Source organism: Pedobacter sp. L105 (assembly GCF_009765875.1).
Lineage (GTDB): Bacteria > Bacteroidota > Bacteroidia > Sphingobacteriales > Sphingobacteriaceae > Pedobacter.
In genome coordinates, this window is sequence record NZ_LMUP01000006.1 from 323,407 (window position 1) to 344,861 (window position 21,455).

The window sequence follows — 21,455 nt, forward strand, 5'->3', positions numbered from 1 at the left end:
CTACTGAACTCAGAGATAAATTGGAACAAAATACAATGTATTTCAGGGAAAAAATGACTGCTGCTGGTTTCGATATCAAAGAAGGGATTCATCCTATTGTACCAGTGATGTTATATGATGCTAAGTTAGCCCAGGAATTTGCTGCAAAAATGCTTGATGAAGGAATTTACGTAATTGGATTTTACTATCCTGTAGTTCCACAGGGAAAGGCGCGCATTCGTGTGCAGCTGTCTGCAGCCCATGAGCAGCATCATCTTGACAAAGCTATTGCTGCATTTATAAAAGTTGGTAAAGAATTGAAGGTTATTTCTTAATTCTGAACGCTGGCTTGTCGGAAACCGCCTTCACCTTAAAAAGGGGGCGGTTTCTTTGTGTAAAGATATTAATGAAATAGCTGTATATTTGGCATTATGTTGCAAGATAAAATTACACAGTATACTACTGAAATAAATGACTTTTCTACAGAAAATGTAGAAGAACTGGAGCAGTTTAGAATAAAGTTCCTGGGTACAAAAGGAATTATAAAAGATATTTTTGATGAATTTAAAGCAGTCTCTCCTGAGGAAAAGAAGACGCTTGGCAAGGTTTTAAATGAATTTAAACAGCTTGCAGAAAATAAATATCAAACACTTAAAGAACAGGATAAAAGTGAACTGATCGGAAAAGATGCGGGTTTAGACCTCACACTTCCCGGATCAGGCTTTGAAGTAGGTGCAAGGCATCCGCTGGCCCTGGTGAGAAGAGAAATTGTGGATATATTCAGTAAATTGGGATTTGTTGTAGCTGAAGGGCCGGAAATTGAAGATGACTGGCATAACTTCTCTGCATTGAATTTCCCTGAAGAACATCCGGCAAGAGATATGCAGGATACCTTTTTTATCAAAAAAGGCGGTGAACATGGCGATATTGCATTGAGAACCCACACATCCTCCGTGCAGGTAAGAATGATGGAAGCAGGAAAACCTCCTTTCAGGGCCTTAATGCCAGGGCGTGTTTACCGTAATGAAGCCATCTCGGCCAGGGCACATTGTTTCTTTCACCAGGTTGAAGGATTATATGTAGATGAAAATGTATCCTTTGCAGATCTAAAGCAAACATTATTCTATTTTGTACAGGAGCTTTATGGAGAGGGTACTAAAGTGCGTTTTCGCCCCTCTTATTTCCCTTTTACAGAACCTTCTGCAGAAATGGATATTTCCTGCACCATTTGTAAGGGAGAGGGATGCCAGTTTTGCAAATTTAGCGGTTGGGTAGAAATTCTGGGCTGTGGAATGGTAGACCCTAATGTGCTGGAAAATTGTGGCATAGATAGTAAAAAATATAGCGGATTTGCTTTTGGGATGGGAATCGAAAGAATTGCTAACCTCAAGTTTGTGATCAAAGATCTGCGTTTGTTCTCGGAAAATGATGCGCGTTTTCTAAAGCAGTATAAAACATCATTAATTTAATATGGGTAAGGCAACATGGTTTGTGATGCTGGTAGTAATACTGGTAAGTTGTGGTAAGTCGAGTAATGTTGTGCCTGATGTTCCAGTAAATTTAACTTTGCCATTAACAGATCCAAGGCTGCTGAATTTAAACAGCCCCGGAGGTGCAGTTACCATTAGTGGTTATGGAGTTGCCGGATTGATTATATACAGAACACTCACAGGAGGGTATGTAGCTTTTGATCGCTGCAGTACCGTAAATCCTGAAAAAAGATGTGCAGTGGTTTTAGATCCTGGAGCCTTTACGGCTACAGATCCCTGTTCGGGAGGGAAATTCCTGCTGGAAGACGGAAGCCCGGCAAAGGCCCCTGCTACGATTTCGTTAAAACAATACAGTGTGTTCCAGACCATAAACTCAATACAAATATCTAATTGATGGAACCAGAAAAGATTAAAGAGAGCATCATTAGGGCTGCAAAGGAGTTATTTCGAAAATATGGTTATCATAAGACCAGTGTAAATGAAATCGCTAAAAAAGCGAAGATTGCTAAGGCCACTATCTATAAATACTTCGAAAGCAAAGAACAGGTGTTGGATGCTATTTTAATGGATTATCTGGACCTGAACTTAAAAGAGATCCTGAAAAACAAAGCGCAGTTTACCGATGAAGAGGAGCACCTTAAAGCACTGGTAATGAAAACCTGCAGGCTTACTTTTACAGTTTGCAATGAATTTATAGGCTGGGATTTCGTCAGGGAAAATGCAAATTCACAGGAATTTTTGAAACACCTTTCAGACCAGCTTGAATCTTTACTGCTTTCGGCCTATTTAGGCCTGGATAGCTTTAAAAATAATCCTTCCAGAAGAGAAGGGCTGGCGTTTTTATTAAAGGCCAGCAAAAGTATTGTGTTTTCTTTTGCCTTTACCTCGGTTAGCGATTCTGATGTACGCAAGAATTTCGTAAGCTTTCAAAAAGAAATATTGCCCTTTCTGGTTAAAGCCGCATTGTAAACTTCCTTTGAAATTTGTTCATTTTATGACGAATATCACAGTATACTAGTTTGGTTTCCGGTATATAATCATCTATATTTACTTTGTAACATCGTTTATCATGAGCAAAGAGATATTAGAGATTTCGATATCAGTAGAGGAGAAATTTGATGTAAGCTTTAATCTTGTTGAAGGCATTTTTGGTTTAATCCTTAAAGTTTTTGGTAAGTAATTGTTAGTTGGCATATTTTTTCATTACAGGATATAGTTTATATCCTGGTAAGCCGGCATGAGGTCGCAGCTTTGATATGGCAAAAAAGTTGGCTCCAGCTTTCATGGCCTGTAAAAAACAATTATATTCTCATGAAATACCTGTCCTTAAAAACTAGGAACTGTTAAATACAAGCTTTAGCTTTGCAGCAGAATGAGTAGAAATAAAAAAGCGGGTACAGTTACTATCCTTCCTAACTTGAGTATTATTGATATTGCTGAAGAAGGTAAAGGAGTGGCTAAAGCCGATGAGCTGGTTGTGTTTGTTGATAAAGCCGTTCCAGGTGATATCGTTGATGTCAAAATCGTAAAAAAGAAAAAGAATTTTGCTGAGGCTATTATTGAAACGCTTCATACTGCATCAGAATTAAGGACTGATCCTTTTTGTCAGCATTTTGGTGTTTGCGGAGGATGTAAGTGGCAACATATGCAATATGATGCACAATTGCATTTTAAACAAAAAAATGTAGAGGCTGCATTGCAGCGATTGGCAAAAATTGATATTTCTTCTATAGAACCCATTCTGGGCTCAGCTGAAAATAAATATTACCGTAATAAACTGGAATATACTTTTTCCAATAAGCGCTGGCTAAATTCGCAGGATATGGCCGATCGCGATGATCTGGAAATGAATGCCCTGGGTTTTCATGTTCCATTGCGCTTTGATAAAATTCTGGATATACAACACTGTTATTTGCAGGCTGAGCCCTCCAACACGCTTCGAAACCAGGTGCGGGATTACGCCCTTAGAACTGGCTTAAGTTTTTACGACCTTCGTAACCATGAAGGAAATCTGAGAAATTTAATTATTAGAACCTCCTCTACAGGAGAAGTAATGGTAGTTGTGGTTTTTGCCTATGTAGAACAGGAGCAGGTTGATGGGTTGATGGAATATCTAAAAGTGAATTTCCCTGAAATTACTTCACTGCTTTATATAATCAATCAGAAAAAGAACGATACTATATTTGATCAGGATGTGATTACCTATGCGGGAAGGGATCATATTTTTGAAGAAATGAACGGACTCAAATTTAAGGTTGGGGCAAAGTCATTTTATCAGACCAATTCATTGCAGGCACATGAACTGTATAAGATTACCAAAGACTTTGCAGGTTTTAAAGGAGATGAGCTGGTTTATGACCTGTATACAGGCGCTGGAACTATTGCCAATTTTATTGCAGGCAGCGTAAAACAGGTAATTGGTGTAGAATATGTTCCCACAGCTATAGAAGATGCAAAATTTAATTCAGCATTGAATGGTATAGATAATACTGTTTTTTATGCAGGTGATATGAAAGACATACTCACTACAGAATTTATTGCTGAACATGGAAAGCCGGATGTGGTGATTACAGATCCACCAAGGGCTGGTATGCATACTGATGTTGTAGAACGTTTACTGGAGATGGAAGCAGATAAAATTGTGTATGTAAGCTGTAACGCAGCTACCCAGGCAAGAGATCTGGCCTTATTGAAGGAGAAATACCAGGTTAGCAGAATCAGGCCGGTGGATATGTTTCCGCATACACAACATGTAGAAAATGTTGTTTTATTAAATCTGATCAAATAATTATACCAATTAAGAAAAACAGAGATGGATATAGAAGAATTATTGCCACAACAGCCGGAGGGAGGAAAAGACGATAAAAAAGTTAGCCCGCTGGTGAGCCTGGAAAAAGATCTGGAATTATATAAAGAATCCATAAAAGAGATCGCTATAGAGATCATTGCTGAAGGAATTTCCAAACATCCTATATTTGTTGCACATCAGCATGAAGTATCCATTGGAGAGATAATCCTGAATAAAGATGAACTCAATACCAACTGGACTATTCAGGCTTCTATGGTAGAAGAATTTGTGGAGAAAGGCATCATTAAACCTGATTTACAGGAGTTGTTTTTGAGAGCTTATAAAAAGCCGGAAGAATTTATGTGCGTATTTGTAATCGTTCCTGAAGGGGCTAATTTTATTTACTATCCTTATCAAACAAGACGATAAGACCTAATGGATAACCCTACCCAATAACGATAGGTAGGGTTACTTTTTTAATCAATTTTCTTTACGTTTCCTTTTTTGGATCCGGATAAATCCTGCAAAGTGGCACTGCCTTTATATCCAATGCTGCCACCACTACTGGTTATACCCTGCAGTTCTTTAGTTACATTGAGCTTAACCGCTGCACCAGAGCTGGCCGTTACATTGGCATAATCCGTAGTCAGGCCCAGGGTATTTACCAGGCTCCCTGAACTGGAATCCAGTTTTAACTTTTCAGCTTTCCCGCTAAATGTTGCTGAGGCACCACTGCTGGCCTGTAACTGCAATTCTCCGCATGTGATGTTAGCATCTATAATGGCTCCTGAAGATACAGCTGCGTCTAAATGTTCTGCTGTTAGTGTGTTTTCTGTTTTTAACGAACTTCCACTGCTGGCAGTAATGTGGTTAAGGTTTTTATAAGTAATGTAAACCTTTGCAGTTCGGTTTCTCCAAACTTTTTTACTTCCAATATGGTTTATCCATTTTATATCTACATTGGTTCCAATCTGTTCAACCGATACTTCATCTATCAGCTTGTCTGTCGCAAGGATCTTTGCCGATTCAGAATCTCCGTGTGTAATGATCAACTCTATCCCTGCATTAACTGAAACAGAAGTAAAGTCGTTTACAGCTACATTTCTGATCTCCTGGGCGTTGACTGAAGGAATAGTAAAACACAGCGTGATCATAAGGAGCAAAGCTGTCTTAATTAGATTTAATGATTTCATGTGAATGGTTTTCGGATAATTGATTTAAACGCAAAAATCCCTATTTCTGTACAAAATAGGGATTTATATAATAATAAAAGCTGTTTATTCACCGATTCTTTGCACGTCACCTGTTCTTCTTGAAGAATTATCCTTTAATGACGGATTGCCACTATAACGGATTGTACCGCCGCTGCTTGTAGTTGTTTCCAGTGCTTTCGAAACGTGTACCTCTATATTTCCACCAGAGCTTGCAGTAGTTCTTGCATTTTCTGATGAAACTTTAAGGGCATTTACCGTACCACCAGAGCTGGACTCCAATACCATTTGACGGGCTATTCCTGTTAATGAAACAGATCCACCACTGCTAGCCTCTAATTCCAGTTCTCCACAGGCTATTTTAGCATCTATATTGGCACCGGAAGAAACACTCAGATCCAGATGGTTAGTTTTTACTGCATTTTCGGTTTTTAGAAAACTTCCGCTGCTCGCTGCAATCGCATTTAAGTTTTTATAAGTGATGTATACTTTTGCTTTTCTGTTGTTATGGTGTTTGCCAAATCCCCAATTATCTTTCCAGCCCACATTAATGCGGTTTCCACTTTTTTCTACCACTACCTCATCAATTACATCGGCATTGGCTACAATTTTTGCAGATTCAGAGGCTGCCTGTAAAATATGCAGCTCAATTCCGGCACTTACAGAAATCTCAGAAAAATATTTTACACTTACATTTCTCGTTTCCTGTGCTTTTAGTGACATACTAAAGGTTACAGCAATCAGGAATAAATATATAAATTTGATAGGTTGAAATGATTTCATAAACTTTTTCTTTAAAATTATAGGTAAGACGCTGACCCGGGAGAAATGTTACAAGTGTCAATCTGTTTGTTGCTGCCTTAATTAAATTCTGCTCACATTAGATCTTTTTGGATCAGAATTGTCCTTCAACATTGGATCTCCTTTATAACGTATACTGCTTCCGCTGCTGGTGTTGGTCTCCAACGACTTGCTAACGTTGACTTTAATGCTTGCACCAGAACTAGTGATCACTCTTCCATATTGTGCGGTTAAGCCTAGGGCATCTACAGAACTTCCTGAGCTCGCTTGTAAGGTGAGGTTCTTGATAGCACCGTTTAAATCGGCAGACGCACCGCTGCTGGTTCTCAAATCAAAATCTTCGCAGGCTATTTGTCCATCTATGCTCGCACCAGAAGATACCTCAGCATTTAAACGGTCAGTCTTTAAGATATTTTCAGTTTTTATAGAACTTCCGCTGCTGGCAGCGATATCATGTAATCTTTTATAAGTGATATATACTTTTACAGTAGTATTGTTAGTTCTGTTGTCTCTATGGAAATTTTCTCTCCAGCCAACTTTTACCCTATCTCCGGTCTTTTCTACTACTACTTCATTCACCAGGTCCTGGTCAGCTACAATTTTAGCAGATTCGGTTGTACCTTGTTTAATAATTAGTTCTATTCCTGCGCTTACGGAAACTTCAGAAAAATTATTTACAGCTACATTTTTAGTGACCTGGGCTTTTAACGACAGGGCAGTAAAGCATAAGGTAACCAGGACAAGAAAAGCAGGCTTAATTAAATTCAATGATTTCATATCAATATTTTCTTTAAGATTATACAAATAAGACGCAGTAGCTAGTTAAACGTTGCAACGTTTTGAAATTATTTTTCGGATATTTGATTAAGAAGCTTAAAATTCTTCTTTTTGTATCCTAACAAACATTACAAATGGCCGATTCGCAATTACTTATTTTAGATAAAAAACAAATCCAGCAGAAAATCAACCGTATAGCTTATCAAATACTGGAAGATAATTTAAATGAAAAAGAGATTGTGCTGGCAGGTATCTGGGACAGAGGATATAAACTGGCATTGAGGCTCAAGGAAATCTTATTGGAAATATCTGATCTGAAAATAACGATGTTTAAGATTGAGTTGGAGAAGGATACCAGTAAGCTGTCTGCGACAACAGATCTTGAACCTGTTAAGGTGAAGAATAAAGTAATCATCCTGGTTGATGATGTCCTCAATAGCGGTAAAACACTGGCCTATGGTTTTGGCGTTTTCTTAAATACACCACATAAAAAGATCCGTACTGTAGTACTGGTAGACAGAAGTCATAAGATTTTCCCTATTGCAACAGATTATGTAGGGCTTCAGATGGCTACTGTACTTAAAGAACATGTAGATGTGGTGCTTGATGTAGAAGGTCAGGAGGATGGTGTTTATTTAAGCTGATTATGCTTAATCTCATCATTGTATATGTTGTTCTTATATTCCTGATATTACGCTTTTCCGTAACGGTATTTAATTTTTTGTCAAATCCAAAACTGGGAAATTACGGAAAGCATTTTACGGATAAGGTTTCCATATTGGTGGATGCAACTGCAGATAACGATGGTTTGCTGAAATTGCTGACTGCCTTGCAAAAACAGGATTATCAGCGCATAGAAGTTTTCATTGATCATTCTAAACCGGAAGAAATTAATATTGATATCAATGACCTGTGCAAAAAAGATCAGCGTTTTAGGGTGAGGAAAAAGAGCTCAGGTAATATCAATCCGGCCGAAGAAACTACAGGGGCCTATCTTCTTTTTCTTGGCGTAAATACAATAGTTAAAAAAGGGCTGATCAATAGCTTAATCTATAGGACCAGGGTTTTTAACCTGGCATTGCTGAGTATTATTCCTACGCAATCGTTCTCCGGATTTATCAATTATTGCCTTGTTCCGCTCAACAACTTTGTACTACTTAATTTAACCCCTTTAAGGCTGGTACGTTTATTTTCAAGTCCTGTATTTTCGGCAGGCAGTAATCAATGCATGTTCTTTGACTCCGCTTTATATAGAAAATATGAATGGGAGCAGCGGTTTAATGGTAAACTGCCAGAGGCACTTGAAGTGGTTAAATCTGTAAAACAGGAAGGATTTAAGGCGGAGACCTTACTGGGAAATAAATTAATCTATACGTTTATCCCGTCTCATGGTTTTGTGTCTTTTCAAAAAATAGGTCAGCTGCTGCTGAGGAAATTTGGCAATAATATTTTTGCGGCCTTATTATATATCCTGCTGGTCGTAACAGGGCCGTTATTTATGCTGTTCAACTATGAATATAGCCTGCTTATACTTCCTGTGGGATTGATTTTCCTCACCAGGATGATGATCTCCTTTTTGTCGGGGCAGCATCCGTTATGGAATATCCTGCTGCATCCGCTGCAAATGTTGATGCTGTTGATATCCTTACTCACTGCAATTTTTGATAAAAGCATTCAGCTGATAAAAAGCAGAAATTAAGAATTTAATAAGCTTAGGGATATGAAACTCTTTTTGCGTAATTTTGTAGTACCAAGCATCTGCAGTATTTAAACAAAAACTTATGACCTACAATCTAGCCGTAACGATAGATAAAGCCTCAGGCTTTTGCTTCGGTGTAGTTTATGCAATAGAAATGGCTGAAGATATTCTGGCCGAAGAAGACTATTTGTATTGTCTGGGTGATATTGTTCACAATGATGAAGAAGTAAAACGTCTAACAGATAAAGGACTGCGTATTATTGATCACGAACAGTTACATCAGCTTTATGATGAAAAGGTACTGATCCGGGCGCATGGCGAAGCGCCTTCAACTTATCAGCTGGCATTAGAAAATAACCTGATTTTAATTGATGCTTCTTGTCCGGTAGTATTAAAACTGCAGAATCGGATAAAAAATTCTTATGATGATAAAGAGCAGATCCTGATCTTCGGAAAACATGGTCATGCTGAAGTAATTGGTCTTCAGGGACAGACTGATGGAAATGCCATTGTATTTCAGGACCTGGCAGAACTGGATCATATGGATCTTCCAAATAAGTTTACCTTATACAGTCAGACAACCAAAAGCACAGAAAAGTTCTACCACATCAAAGATCAGTTGCTCAGCAGGGGATATGAAGTGAAGGCCAACGATACCATTTGCAGGCAGGTTTCTAACCGTTACGAAGACCTCGAACAGTTTGTTGTAAATTATGACAGGATCATTTTTGTGTCGGGCAAGAAATCCTCCAATGGAAAAGTACTTTATGATGTCTGTAAAAAATACAATGATGAATCTTATTTCATTTCCAGTACAGATGAATTGGATCTGAACTGGTTCAATCCAAATGATAAAATTGGTATTTGCGGGGCTACTTCCACACCAATGTGGCTAATGGAGCAGGTAAAAGCCAAGCTAGAGTCGTTCTAACCGGTTTTGTTCATCATTAAAAAGTAATTATTCCACAGCCGTTTTTTAGCGGGTTTAGCTTAATGTATATTTGCGTCGAAACCTGATCTGTGATGTCATTTATGAGGAAATTTGTTTAAATAGATGATTTTATTCATTCATTTTTAGCATTAAACTTCCCTGGGTAATCTGGATAAGTTTCAATATAAAACTATGGGAAAAAAGGGTGTATTATTAGTGAATTTAGGAACCCCGGACAGCCCGGAGGTAAGTGATGTAAAAAAATATCTGGATGAATTTCTGATGGATGAACGTGTAATAGACGTGAATGCGTTCAGCAGAACATTATTGGTAAAAGGAGTAATCGTTCCTTTTCGAAGTCCTAAAACAGCAAAATTGTATAAAGAGATCTGGGATGAAAATGGCTCACCTCTGTTGTATTATAGTAAAATACAGGCAGCCCTTTTGCAGGAAGAACTTGGTGACGATTACCATGTAGAATTAGCGATGCGCTATCAGACCCCGTCTATTGCTTCGGCATTGGAAAATATGAAAGCTGGCCTGGTAGAAAGTATCCAGGTAATTCCCATGTTTCCTCAGTATGCTTCGGCAAGTACAGGTTCTGTGATTCAAAAGGTAATGGAAATTGTGGGGAAATGGCAAACTATTCCACCTGTATCTTTTGTAAATTCATTTCACGATAATGAACTGATGATTGGTGCATTCGCTGATAATGCCAGAAAATACCACCCTGAAACATATGATCAGATCTTATTTAGCTTTCATGGATTACCGGAGCGCCAGCTGAAAAAATGCGACCATTCCGGTCAGCATTGTCTAAAGGCAGACAACTGCTGTAATACATTAACCGATGTAAATAAATTTTGTTATTCGGCACAATGTCATGATACAGCGAGGCTGATTGCCGAAAGATTAAATATTCCTGCTGATCAATATTCGGTTTGTTTTCAATCCAGATTAGGTAAAGATCCCTGGGTACAGCCCTACACTAGTGAAGTACTAAAAGAGCTGGCTGCAAAAGGAAAAAAGAAACTGCTTGTTTTTTGTCCTGCTTTTGTGGCTGACTGCCTGGAAACACTATATGAGGTTACTGTAGAATATGGAGAAGATTTTAAAAAACTGGGTGGTGAAGAAGTTCAGTTGGTTTCCAGTTTAAATGAACATCCTCAGTGGATCGCTGCATTAGTAAAGATGGTGAAAGATCAGCATAGCGTTTAAATATAAGACTCCAGGTAATTGGTGATCTGTAAAGTTGATCCCGTTTTGTCCTGCACATACTTTTTAGCAGTAACTCCTGCATTTTTATCTGTCTGCAGTGTCTTAAACGCTGCAGACAGCTCTTCAATAGAGCTGATACTGATCGCGGCGCCAAAACTGATCAGGTCTTTCGCCTCCTGGAATTTATCATATTTTGGCCCAAAAATTACCGGCAGCCCAAATGCAGCGGCTTCCAGCGTATTGTGAATACCTGTGCCGAAACCTCCGCCAATATAAGCTATCAGACCATATTGATAAATAGAAGACAGCAGCCCGATGTTATCTATTAAAAGAACCTGCTTGTCCCTAAAATCAATCGTGTTTTCATTAAATTGTGAATATCGCAATCCATCCGGTATCAATTTAAGTAGCTGCTCTAAATGGCCCGCATCGATCTCATGCGGTGCAATAATAAATTTCCAACCCGGGAACTGATCAATTAATCCCGCAAGGAGTAGCTCATCCTGAGGCCAGGTGCTGCCGGCAACTAAAACAGGAGAAACCCCGCAGAATTTTTCTATCAGGGCAAGTTGCCTGGGGTTCTTTGCATTTTCTGATACCCTGTCAAAACGGGTATCGCCACTAAGGCTTATCTGTTCAAGCTTAATGCCTTTTAAGAGTTTTACACTCTCTTCATTCTGAACAAAAAAATGGGTAACCAGGCTCAGCATATGACGGTAAAAACCACCGTACCATTTAAAGAAAATCTGGTTAGGTCTAAAGATCCCGGAAATAATAATCAGTGGGATGCCTTTATCTTTTAGCGCTTTAAAATAGTGGAACCAGAACTCATATTTTGTGAAAATAACTATTTCAGGATTAATCAGGCTAACAAATTCTTTGGCGTTTTTGCTGGTATCCAGGGGAAGATAGAATACCCCATCCGCCAGGTCATAATTTTTACGTATTTCATAGCCAGAGGGGGAGAAGAAAGTAATAATAATCGATTTATGGGGATATTTATTTTTTAACTCTTCTAAAACTGGTCTTCCCTGCTCAAATTCTCCAAGAGAAGCAAAATGAAACCAAATATGTTTTTTTGTGAGATCTACCTTATTTGCTATAGTTTTAAAAATATTCTCTCTGCCTTTTATAAATAATTTAGCTTTAACGTTAAAGGGTGAAACGGTGTACAAGACTATTCTGTACAAAAAAATACCAAAATTATAAAGCCAAAGCATTTTGTAGGTTTATTTATTATCTTAGCCGAAGATACTCGATTAAAATTAAAATTTTCCGTATTATATGTTAAATCAATCTGTTTTTAGTGTGATGAAAACATATAGTTTTATGCTAGCTACTTAATAATTAAAAATATATTCATATGAAAATCGCCGTAATCGGAACAGGGTATGTTGGACTCGTAACAGGAACTTGTCTTGCAGAAACAGGTAACAACGTAATTTGTGTTGATATTGATAAAGCAAAAGTGCTCAAAATGCAGAATGGTGAAATACCTATCTATGAGCCAGGTTTGGATGTATTGTTTTTGAGAAACATTGAACAAAAAAGATTAACTTTTACTACTGATCTGGCGCTGGCTGTTAAAGACGCACAAATCATATTTATGGCATTGCCAACTCCTCCGGGAGGAGACGGAGCTGCAGATCTTTCCTATATTTTAGGTGCTGCAAAAGATATCTCTAAACTGGTTACAGAATATAAAGTTATAGTGAATAAATCTACTGTTCCTGTGGGTACAGCAGATAAAGTACAGGCTGTTTTCACCGAGAACACTGATGTTCAGATTGACGTGGTTTCAAACCCTGAATTTTTACGTGAAGGTGTAGCTGTTGACGATTTTATGAAACCAGACCGTGTGGTTATCGGTACACGCAGTGAGCGCGCACAAAAACTAATGGCTGAGTTATACGGGCCATATGTTCGTCAGGGTAATCCTATCCTGTTTATGGATGAGCGTTCTTCAGAGTTGACAAAATATGCAGCAAACTCGTTCCTGGCTACTAAAATCACTTTCATGAATGAAGTGGCTAATTTATGTGAACTGGTTGGTGCTGACGTTGATGCTGTCCGCAAAGGTATAGGTTCTGATGAAAGGATCGGTAAACGTTTCTTATTTCCAGGTATAGGTTATGGCGGATCTTGTTTCCCTAAGGATGTTCAGGCACTGGCTAAATCTGCTGAAGAGAATAAGTATGACTTTGCTATCCTTAAAGCCGTAATGGAAATCAATGAAAAACAAAAAACAGTTATCGTTGATAAAGTACTGAAATATTATAAAGATGGCATCAAAGGCAAACATTTTGCACTTTGGGGATTAGCCTTCAAACCTGAAACAGATGATATCCGTGAAGCACCAGCTTTGTATATCATCGATAAACTGGTAAACGAAGGAGCAACTGTTACTGTTTTCGATCCTGAAGGAATGCCAAATGTGAAAAAAGTCATTGGTGATAAAGTGAAATTTGCTGATAACCAATATGATGCTTTAGAAGGTGCTGATGCACTGCTGATCGCTACTGAATGGTCGGTATTCCGTAATCCTGATTTCGAGAAAATCGAAGAGAAACTTACCAACAAAGTTATTTTTGACGGACGTAACTTATACGACCTGCAGAAAATGATCGATTTGGGATATTATTATAACAGTATTGGCCGTAAATTGGTAGACTAATGGAACGCAAAAGAGTATTAATTACCGGTGCTGCCGGATTTCTGGGTTCGCATCTTTGCGACAGGTTTATCAAAGAAGATTATCATGTTATAGCAATGGATAACCTGATCACAGGCGACCTGCAAAACATTGAACATCTTTTTGCTTTAGAGAATTTTGAGTTTTCTCACCATGACGTCTCTAAATATGTTTATGTACCGGGCAAACTGGATTATATCCTTCATTTTGCATCTCCTGCAAGCCCTATAGATTATTTAAAAATCCCCATCCAAACATTAAAAGTGGGTTCATTGGGAACACACAACCTGCTTGGATTAGCTAAAAACAAAGGTGCCAGGATGATCATTGCTTCTACTTCTGAAGTATATGGTGATCCAAACGTAAATCCACAGCCGGAAGAATATTGGGGAAATGTTAATCCTGTAGGCCCACGTGGTGTATATGATGAAGCTAAACGTTTCCAGGAGGCCATCACGATGGCTTACCATACTTTCCATGGCCTGGAAACACGTATCGTACGTATTTTTAATACTTATGGTCCGAGAATGCGTCTTAACGACGGCCGCGTATTGCCTGCTTTTATCGGACAGGCATTAAGAGGCGAGGATCTGACTATTTTTGGGGATGGGTCACAAACACGTTCTTTCTGTTACGTTGATGATCTGGTTGAAGGTATTTATCGTTTATTATTAAGTGATTATGCACAGCCGGTAAATATTGGTAATCCTGATGAGATCACAATCAGTCAATTTGCTGAAGAGATCATCAAACTTACGGGAACTACACAAAAGGTAATTTATAAAGACCTGCCGATTGATGATCCAAAACAGCGTCAGCCGGATATTACTAAAGCCCGTGCATTGCTGAACTGGGAACCTAAGGTTGCCCGTGCAGAAGGACTTAAAATTACTTATGAGTATTTCAAAAGTTTACCTGCTGAAGCACTCGTTAATAACGATCATAAAGATTTTACAACTTATAACCGCTAATTATAAATGGGAAAAATATTGGTTACAGGAGGCACCGGATTTATTGGTTCTCATACAGCAGTAGAATTGATCAGTGCTGGTTATGATGTAATTCTTGCGGATGATTTTTCAAATTCTAATCCGAAGATTCTTACACAGCTGGAAACAATTACTGGTAAAAAACCTGAATTTATTGAGATAGATCTTTGTGATGAAGCTAAGGTAAAAGAACTGGTAGCACAGCATCCGGAAATTACCGGAGTGATCCATTTTGCAGCATTTAAGGCTGTAGGTGAGTCGGTACAGCAACCATTAAAGTATTACAGAAATAATTTCTATTCCTTAATTAACCTGATCACTGCTTTTAAAGGCAAGATCGATCTGGTATTCTCTTCTTCCTGTACAGTTTACGGTCAGCCGGATAAACTGCCTGTTACAGAGGATGCCCCTGTTAAAAAAGCGGAATCACCTTATGGAAATACGAAACAGATTGCGGAAGAGATGCTTACAGATACTTGTGCGGTTACGCCTGATCTAAAAGTGATTTCACTTCGTTATTTTAACCCGGTTGGCGCACATGCCTCTTCATTGATTGGCGAGCTGCCGATTGGTGTACCACAAAATCTGGTGCCTTTTATCACACAATCGGCAATTGGTAAACGCGGTCCGATTACAGTATACGGAAACGATTACAATACGCCCGATGGAAGTGCAATCAGGGATTATATCCATGTGGTAGATTTAGCTAAAGCGCATGTGGCAGCTATAAAACGTCTGGAAACTAAAAAAGCAGAAGGTAATTATGAAGTTTTTAACCTGGGTACAGGTAAAGGTTCTTCTGTACTGGAGATTATTCAGGCTTTTGAATCTTCTACAGGAGAAAAACTAAACTATACCATAGGCGCAAGAAGAGAAGGTGATGTAGAGCAGGTATGGGGTGATGTAACCAAATCCTCTGCACAGCTTGGCTGGACAGCAGAACTGGACGTCAACGAAATGATGTTGTCTGCATGGAACTGGGAAAAGTATTTGAAAGATAACCCATTTTAAATGCTGTTAAAGGATCATAAAGATCTTAAGGCTGCAATTACAGCTATACCTCCTAAAGAGAAGGATAAACTATTGTTGCGTCTGATTGCAAAAGATAAGGTGCTCACTGAGCACCTTCATTTTAAATTGCTGGAAGATGAAGCAGATCTGGCAGAAAGGTATCAGTCACTACTGGAAGAGATTGATGAAGCTGCGGAAATTTTGAACGGGATGAAAAAGTCCACTTCTAAAGATGTACTCCTGGTGCTGAGGAAACTGAACGGTAGGGTTAATCATCATTTCAAAGTAACTAAAGACCCGGATACAGAAGTTGAACTTCGCCTGCATTTATTAATAAATATGCCTATAGGATATAATGAAAGTGTTTTTTCACCTATGGCAAAGTTTAATGAAAGACTAAAAACATATTTTTTAAGAACTACGCTGGCCCTCTATAAAAAATACCAGAAACTGCATGAAGATCTGCAGTATGACTTAAAAGATAAATTTAATCAGATATTAGACAAGCTGCATCAGCACCAATTAACAAAGGCTGCCCGTGAAGTAGGGCTTCCGGAAGAATTATAAGCATAGGCTGATTAAAAAGCCTGAAAATAAGAAAATAAGATGAAGAAGATTTTAATTACAGGAGGTGCGGGGTTTATTGGTTCTCACGTAGTGCGTAGGTTCGTTAATAAATATCCCGACTATGAAATCGTAAACCTGGATAAATTAACTTATGCCGGCAATCTGGCTAATTTAACTGATATTGAAGCTAAGCCAAATTATAGGTTTGTTAAAGCTGATATTACAGATGCGGCAGAAATCAATAGCCTGTTCGAAAAAGAAAATTTTGATGCAGTAGTCCATCTTGCCGCAGAATCACATGTTGACCGTTCTATTATTGATCCGTCGGCATTTGTGATGACCAATGTAATCGGTACTGTAAACCTGCTTAATGCAGCGCGCGAATACTGGAAAGGTGATTACAACACAAAAAGGTTTTATCATGTTTCTACGGATGAAGTTTATGGCGCACTAGGTGATACCGGTATGTTCACAGAAAGTACCGCTTATGATCCGCATAGTCCATATTCGGCATCTAAAGCTTCTTCAGATCACTTTGTAAGAGCTTATCATGATACTTATGGCTTAGATGTAGTGATCTCTAATTGTTCTAACAATTATGGATCACATCATTTTCCTGAGAAACTGATCCCGCTGGCTATCAACAATATCAAGAATAATCTTCCGGTGCCAGTTTATGGTAAAGGAGAGAATATTCGCGACTGGTTATGGGTAGAGGATCACGCCCGTGCAATTGATGTGATTTTCCATGAAGCAAAAACTGGCGAGACTTATAATATCGGTGGCCATAATGAATGGAAAAATATTGATCTGATCAACCTGTTGTGTAAGATCATGGATAAAAAACTGGGACGTACAGCAGGTGAATCGGCTAAACTGATCACTTATGTAACAGACCGTGCCGGACATGATCTGCGTTATGCAATAGATTCTACTAAACTACAGGAAAAACTGAACTGGGTGCCTAGCTTACAATTTGAAGAAGGGCTGGAGAAAACAGTAGAATGGTATCTGGAAAATGAAGAATGGCTGACTAACGTTACTTCAGGGAACTATCAGAAATACTACGAGACTCAGTATAGCGCAAGATAGATCGTCTTGCCTGGTGCTCGCTTAAGAGTGCTTTCTGGCTTCGCTTAAAAAGGGACCCCCCTGTTTCAAGACTGCCTAGCGCTGAAACGCGCTAGAAGGCCTTGAAACAGGGGGGGGCCTTTTTTTAAGATGATCCTGTAGCGAGGTGGCATAGAAGATCCCTTAGAATAATCTATAAAAAAACGGGTATGGTATTTCGATGCCTTCTAGCGCGTTTCAGCGCTAGGCAGCATTGAAATACCATATCCGTTTTTTTAAAATATGACGATCTCCGAGAATAATCCACTTAGGCGTATCTTAGAAATAGAAATCCACTATTCGTAACGTAATGCTTCCACAGGATCTAACTTAGACGCTTTCCTTGCCGGGTAATATCCGGATAGGATACCAACCAATACACATAAGGCAAAACCCCCAAAGATGAAAAGCCAGGGAATAATGAATGATCCACCCATAGCTAATGAAATGGCATTTCCAAGCAGGATACCGAATAAGATCCCCATGGCTCCTCCCATCAGGCAGATTACTACGGCTTCTATCAGAAACTGCTTCCGGATCACTGAAGGATTAGCCCCAATTGCCTTTCTGATACCTATTTCCCGTGTTCTTTCCGTTACCGATACGAGCATGATATTCATTAACCCTATGGAGGCTCCGATCAGGGTAATTACACCAATAGCTACGCCTCCAATAGCGATATATTTCAGGTTTTCAAAAAGGGTTTGTGCTACGGCGTCACTTTTAGTGATCTCAAAATTATTGGGCTCAGTGATCTTGATCTTACGTACATTTCTAAATTCGGCAGTTGCCTCTCCAATTACATTATCCATCTGATCATTATTTGCTACGGTGATGGTGAGGGTATAGGAGGGGTTAGCATTGGAATTGATCACTTTAGCCTTATGCAAGGGAATAAATACGGCACGGTCTGTATTGTTCCCCAGGCTTGATCCTTTACTGCCGAGTACGCCAATAACTTTTAGCCGGCTGCTGCCTACGGTGATGATCTTATCTGTAGGGGATTCATGCTTAAACAGGGAATTACTAAGTTCGTTTCCTATGATACAAACATCTGTGCCCTGTTCGGCTTCCGCCTTGCTGAAATTTCTTCCAAGGGTCAGGTCGAGTCCCTGGGCTTTTAAACCATTCTCATCAATTCCCTGTACAACGATATTAGGGTTTGTTTTCTCTTTATTATATTTAGCTGTTGATGCCCTGGAGGCAATTACGCTAATGGTGACATCGGCAGGAACGGCCAGTCTGTTTTTAAAAGCTACAGCATCTTCATAGCGGATAGATTTAAACGGCTTTGCATCCTGTCCGGGGCCGCCAATACGAATACCTGTTCCCCGGTTCCTGATCGTAAATGAATTGGCCCCCATATTTGAAAAGGCTTCTGTCATACTTTTCTTTACTGCATCGAGCGTGGTTAAAATGCCGACCAGTGCTGATAAACCAATGGCAATAATCAAAGCGGTAAGCATTGTACGCAAGCGGTTACTTTTTATCGCCTGCAGTGCAAGTCTTATATTTTCTGTGTAGGTCATTGATCAGGTTAATTTAGCGGGGAACTAAAAAGTCCCGCTGTTAGGACAACGGGACCTGTAAAATGTTACACGGAAATGGAAAAAAGCTTAGACTGAAAAACTTGTTCCGCATCCGCAGGTACTTTCTGCATTAGGATTACTAAAAGTAAAACCTCTTGAGTTTAAGCCATCCTGCCAGTCTACCTGCATACCTATCAGGTACATCTGGTGTGCTTTATTCATAAAAATCTTCATTCCATCGATGATAAACTCCTGGTCGCCTTCTTTCTTCTGGTCAAAACCCAGCAAATAGCTCATTCCTGAACATCCGCCGCCATCAACACCAACACGCAAACCAAAGTCATCCGCAATTTCCTGCTGATCTTTTAATTTTATAAGTTCTTTTACAGCAGTTTCAGTAAAAGAAACTGGTGCAAACGCTGTCTCAACTGTACTCATGATATTTCTGATAAGGTTTAAACAAAGATAATAACAATTGGTTTAAGCTGTATGGGATCAAAATATACAAATAGTCAATTTGAGGTCAAGATTAAATTTATTCATAATAAAAATACATTTTTGTGAGCAATTAACATTTATAAAATGAATCTACAATACTTCGTTGAACAAGTTCTTATTCTGGCAGCCGGTGGTTTGATAGCCTTATTGGTTGGCTGGTCTTTTATAAAAAGTGATATCCAAAAATATCTGCGACCGGACGCTGTAGCACCGGTAAAAGACGAAAATGATCAATTGCTGCAACTTCGCTTGCAGGCGCACGAAAGACTGATCATTTTTACCGAGCGGCTTAATCCTTCCAATCTTTTTATCCGGTTAAACCAGCAGGGCTTTTCTGCAAGAGAACTGCAATCGGTCATTTTACACGAAATAAGATCAGAGTACCAGCACAATGTAAGTCAGCAGCTCTATATTAATTCTGCAAGCTGGAATATATTGCTTAAATTAAAAGAAGATACTATTGCCCTGATCAATAATGCAATGGCCGCGCTGCCTCAGGATGCATCGGGTACAGATCTGAGCAAAAAAGTACTGGAACATTTAGCTGAAATACAGGAAAGTCCTTATGCGTTGATGCTCGAAATGCTGAAACAGGATATTCACCATTTATTTTAACATGGAAGATAAAAAAAATGTCACCAGCTCCGGTATAGAGGTAAAAGCCCTTTATACCACAGCGCCGCCGATGACTGAGAAACCTGGTGAATTTCCCTATACCAGGGGTATTCAGAAAGATATGTACCGTGGCCGTTTGTGGACTATGCGTCAATACGCGGGCTTCAGCACAGCTGAAGAATCCAATAAGCGGTATCATTACCTGCTGCAGCAGGGAACAACAGGGCTGTCTGTAGCCTTTGATCTTCCTACGCAAATAGGCTACGACTCAGATCATGAAATGTCTGAAGGGGAAGTCGGTAAAGTAGGTGTAGCTATCGACTCGTTGCAGGACATGGAAATACTTTTTGATGGAATTGAGCTGGAGAAGATCACCACATCGATGACCATCAACGCCACTGCTGCCATTCTGCTGGCGATGTACATTGCACTTGCAAAAAAGCAGGGAGCTGATATCAGACAGATATCAGGTACCATACAGAATGATATTTTGAAAGAATATGCGGCAAGAGGTACCTATATCTATCCGCCAAAACCATCTATGCGGATCATTACCGATATTTTTGAATACTGCAGCAATGAAGTTCCCAAATGGAATACGATTTCCATTTCCGGTTATCATATCAGAGAGGCTGGTTCTACCGCAGTGCAGGAGTTGGCATTCACACTGGCCAATGGTAAAGCTTATTTAAATGCTGCGCTGGAAAAAGGTCTGGATATCAATATTTTTGCACGCCGGCTTTCTTTTTTCTTCAATTGCCATAATAATTTTTTTGAGGAGATCGCGAAATTCCGTGCCGCAAGAAGAATGTGGGCAAATATTACAAAATCGCTGGGGGCCACTGATGAGAAAGCGCAGATGCTGCGGTTCCATACACAAACGGGCGGCTCTACGCTTACTGCGCAGCAGCCGATGAACAATATCATACGCGTAACCAATCAGGCTATGGCGGCGGTGCTTGGTGGCACGCAGTCGCTGCATACCAATGGTTATGATGAGGCATTGTCGTTACCAACAGAAGCTGCTGCAAAAATTGCCCTGCGCACGCAGCAGGTGATCGCTTTTGAGAGTGGTGTAACCGATACTGTTGATCCATTGGCCGGTTCCTTTTTTGTAGAGAATTTAACCAATGAAATTGAAGCTGCGGCCCAATTGTACATCGATAAAATTGATGCCATGGGAGGGTCGGTAAATGCAATTGAAAATGGATATATCCAAAATGAAATTGCTGCCTCGGCTTATCAGTATCAACTGGAAGTAGAAGGGGTTGGCAAAATAATTGTAGGTGTAAATAAATTTGCCCAGAAAGAGGAAGGAATTACCGATACGCTGACTATTGATGAATCGGTCAGAAATATACAAACTGAGAAGATAAAACGATTGAGGATAACCAGAAGCACACCTGAAGTGAGTTCAGCGCTGTTTGATTTGAGAAATGCAGCAAAATCAACAGAAAATTTAATGCCATTTATTTTGACTGCTGTGGAAGCCTATGCAACACTGGGAGAAATTGCAGATGTACTGCGGGAAGTTTTTGGAGAGTACTAAT

The 21,455-nt window shown here is 39.3% G+C and carries 23 protein-coding genes; 17 read left to right on the forward strand and 6 right to left on the reverse strand.

The window, feature by feature from the left end:
- The 6 genes from GSQ84_RS28060 to GSQ84_RS13605 all read left to right on the forward strand — a co-directional run.
- On the forward strand, window positions 1-314 hold a 314-nt coding region (locus tag GSQ84_RS28060; RefSeq protein WP_254070858.1), incomplete at its 5' end, for an aminotransferase class I/II-fold pyridoxal phosphate-dependent enzyme.
- A 96-nt stretch (window positions 315-410) separates the two neighbouring features.
- Window positions 411-1,448 carry a phenylalanine--tRNA ligase subunit alpha gene (pheS, locus tag GSQ84_RS13585; RefSeq protein WP_158797814.1) on the forward strand — a complete coding sequence of 346 codons (1,038 nt, stop codon included), beginning with the start codon at window positions 411-413 and terminating at the stop codon, window positions 1,446-1,448.
- Between the two features lies 1 nt (window position 1,449).
- On the forward strand, window positions 1,450-1,863 hold the full coding sequence (locus tag GSQ84_RS13590; protein WP_158797815.1) for a hypothetical protein: 414 nt from the start codon (window positions 1,450-1,452) through the stop codon (window positions 1,861-1,863).
- Window positions 1,863-2,438, forward strand: coding sequence for a TetR/AcrR family transcriptional regulator (locus GSQ84_RS13595; protein ID WP_158797816.1), 576 nt, complete (start codon window positions 1,863-1,865; stop codon window positions 2,436-2,438). Before GSQ84_RS13590 ends, GSQ84_RS13595 begins: the two co-directional genes overlap by 1 nt.
- A gap of 403 nt (window positions 2,439-2,841) precedes the next feature.
- On the forward strand, window positions 2,842-4,257 hold the full coding sequence (rlmD, locus tag GSQ84_RS13600; RefSeq protein WP_158797817.1) for a 23S rRNA (uracil(1939)-C(5))-methyltransferase RlmD: 1,416 nt from the start codon (window positions 2,842-2,844) through the stop codon (window positions 4,255-4,257).
- Window positions 4,258-4,281: 24 nt separating this feature from the next.
- Window positions 4,282-4,686, forward strand: a complete 405-nt coding sequence (locus tag GSQ84_RS13605; RefSeq protein WP_158797818.1) for a hypothetical protein — start codon at window positions 4,282-4,284, stop codon at window positions 4,684-4,686.
- 47 nt (window positions 4,687-4,733) lie between these two features.
- Here the strand turns inward: GSQ84_RS13605 and GSQ84_RS13610 are convergent, their stop codons facing one another.
- The 3 genes from GSQ84_RS13610 to GSQ84_RS13620 form a co-directional block, all read right to left on the reverse strand.
- Window positions 4,734-5,450 carry a head GIN domain-containing protein gene (locus GSQ84_RS13610; RefSeq protein ID WP_158797819.1) on the reverse strand — a complete coding sequence of 239 codons (717 nt, stop codon included), beginning with the start codon at window positions 5,448-5,450 and terminating at the stop codon, window positions 4,734-4,736.
- An 84-nt stretch (window positions 5,451-5,534) separates the two neighbouring features.
- Window positions 5,535-6,251 (reverse strand): head GIN domain-containing protein, encoded by a 717-nt coding sequence (locus GSQ84_RS13615; RefSeq protein ID WP_158797820.1) that lies wholly within the window; start codon window positions 6,249-6,251, stop codon window positions 5,535-5,537.
- Between the two features lie 81 nt (window positions 6,252-6,332).
- A complete protein-coding gene (locus GSQ84_RS13620; RefSeq protein WP_158797821.1) occupies window positions 6,333-7,046 on the reverse strand; it encodes a head GIN domain-containing protein in 714 nt (237 codons plus the stop codon).
- Window positions 7,047-7,180: 134 nt separating this feature from the next.
- On the opposite strand from GSQ84_RS13620, the gene GSQ84_RS13625 reads away from it, so the two are divergent.
- The 4 genes from GSQ84_RS13625 (at window position 7,181) to hemH (ending at window position 10,894) form a co-directional block, all read left to right on the forward strand.
- Window positions 7,181-7,690, forward strand: a complete 510-nt coding sequence (locus tag GSQ84_RS13625; RefSeq protein WP_158797822.1) for a phosphoribosyltransferase family protein — start codon at window positions 7,181-7,183, stop codon at window positions 7,688-7,690.
- A 77-nt stretch (window positions 7,691-7,767) separates the two neighbouring features.
- A complete protein-coding gene (locus tag GSQ84_RS13630) occupies window positions 7,768-8,745 on the forward strand; it encodes a glycosyltransferase (protein ID WP_216848918.1) in 978 nt (325 codons plus the stop codon).
- An 82-nt stretch (window positions 8,746-8,827) separates the two neighbouring features.
- Window positions 8,828-9,676 carry a 4-hydroxy-3-methylbut-2-enyl diphosphate reductase gene (locus GSQ84_RS13635; RefSeq protein ID WP_158797824.1) on the forward strand — a complete coding sequence of 283 codons (849 nt, stop codon included), beginning with the start codon at window positions 8,828-8,830 and terminating at the stop codon, window positions 9,674-9,676.
- Between the two features lie 192 nt (window positions 9,677-9,868).
- Window positions 9,869-10,894, forward strand: coding sequence for a ferrochelatase (gene hemH, locus GSQ84_RS13640; protein WP_158797825.1), 1,026 nt, complete (start codon window positions 9,869-9,871; stop codon window positions 10,892-10,894).
- Here the strand turns inward: hemH and GSQ84_RS13645 are convergent.
- Window positions 10,891-12,084: a 3-deoxy-D-manno-octulosonic acid transferase gene (locus tag GSQ84_RS13645; RefSeq protein WP_371416369.1), complete on the reverse strand. Its 1,194-nt coding sequence runs from the start codon at window positions 12,082-12,084 to the stop codon at window positions 10,891-10,893. The genes hemH and GSQ84_RS13645 overlap by 4 nt on opposite strands.
- A gap of 173 nt (window positions 12,085-12,257) precedes the next feature.
- On the opposite strand from GSQ84_RS13645, the gene GSQ84_RS13650 reads away from it, so the two are divergent.
- Genes GSQ84_RS13650 through rfbB form a run of 5 tightly spaced genes read left to right on the forward strand, consistent with a single transcriptional unit; the run spans window position 12,258 to window position 17,245 of the window.
- Window positions 12,258-13,568 carry a UDP-glucose/GDP-mannose dehydrogenase family protein gene (locus tag GSQ84_RS13650; RefSeq protein ID WP_158797827.1) on the forward strand — a complete coding sequence of 437 codons (1,311 nt, stop codon included), beginning with the start codon at window positions 12,258-12,260 and terminating at the stop codon, window positions 13,566-13,568.
- Entirely contained in the window at window positions 13,568-14,557 is a 990-nt protein-coding gene (locus GSQ84_RS13655) for a UDP-glucuronic acid decarboxylase family protein (protein WP_158797828.1), read from the forward strand. Before GSQ84_RS13650 ends, GSQ84_RS13655 begins: the two co-directional genes overlap by 1 nt.
- Before the next feature lie 6 nt (window positions 14,558-14,563).
- Complete coding sequence (gene galE, locus GSQ84_RS13660; RefSeq protein WP_158797829.1) at window positions 14,564-15,586, forward strand: UDP-glucose 4-epimerase GalE; 1,023 nt, start codon at window positions 14,564-14,566, stop codon at window positions 15,584-15,586.
- A complete protein-coding gene (locus GSQ84_RS13665) occupies window positions 15,587-16,153 on the forward strand; it encodes a hypothetical protein (protein ID WP_158797830.1) in 567 nt (188 codons plus the stop codon).
- 39 nt (window positions 16,154-16,192) lie between these two features.
- Window positions 16,193-17,245 (forward strand): dTDP-glucose 4,6-dehydratase, encoded by a 1,053-nt coding sequence (gene rfbB / locus GSQ84_RS13670; protein ID WP_158797831.1) that lies wholly within the window; start codon window positions 16,193-16,195, stop codon window positions 17,243-17,245.
- Window positions 17,246-17,559: 314 nt separating this feature from the next.
- Here rfbB and GSQ84_RS13675 read toward each other — a convergent pair whose 3' ends face one another.
- Together GSQ84_RS13675 and GSQ84_RS13680 are read right to left on the reverse strand one after the other, a co-directional pair.
- Window positions 17,560-18,792 (reverse strand): ABC transporter permease, encoded by a 1,233-nt coding sequence (locus GSQ84_RS13675; protein ID WP_158797832.1) that lies wholly within the window; start codon window positions 18,790-18,792, stop codon window positions 17,560-17,562.
- Between the two features lie 87 nt (window positions 18,793-18,879).
- Window positions 18,880-19,230: an iron-sulfur cluster assembly accessory protein gene (locus tag GSQ84_RS13680; protein ID WP_158797833.1), complete on the reverse strand. Its 351-nt coding sequence runs from the start codon at window positions 19,228-19,230 to the stop codon at window positions 18,880-18,882.
- 144 nt (window positions 19,231-19,374) lie between these two features.
- On the opposite strand from GSQ84_RS13680, the gene GSQ84_RS13685 reads away from it, so the two are divergent.
- Both GSQ84_RS13685 and GSQ84_RS13690 read left to right on the forward strand, forming a co-directional pair.
- The gene (locus GSQ84_RS13685) at window positions 19,375-19,905 is read left to right on the forward strand and encodes a hypothetical protein (RefSeq protein ID WP_158797834.1); all 531 of its coding nucleotides are present in this window, start codon (window positions 19,375-19,377) and stop codon (window positions 19,903-19,905) included.
- Window position 19,906: 1 nt separating this feature from the next.
- Window positions 19,907-21,454: a methylmalonyl-CoA mutase gene (locus GSQ84_RS13690; protein ID WP_158797835.1), complete on the forward strand. Its 1,548-nt coding sequence runs from the start codon at window positions 19,907-19,909 to the stop codon at window positions 21,452-21,454.
- Window position 21,455: the final 1 nt, after the last annotated feature.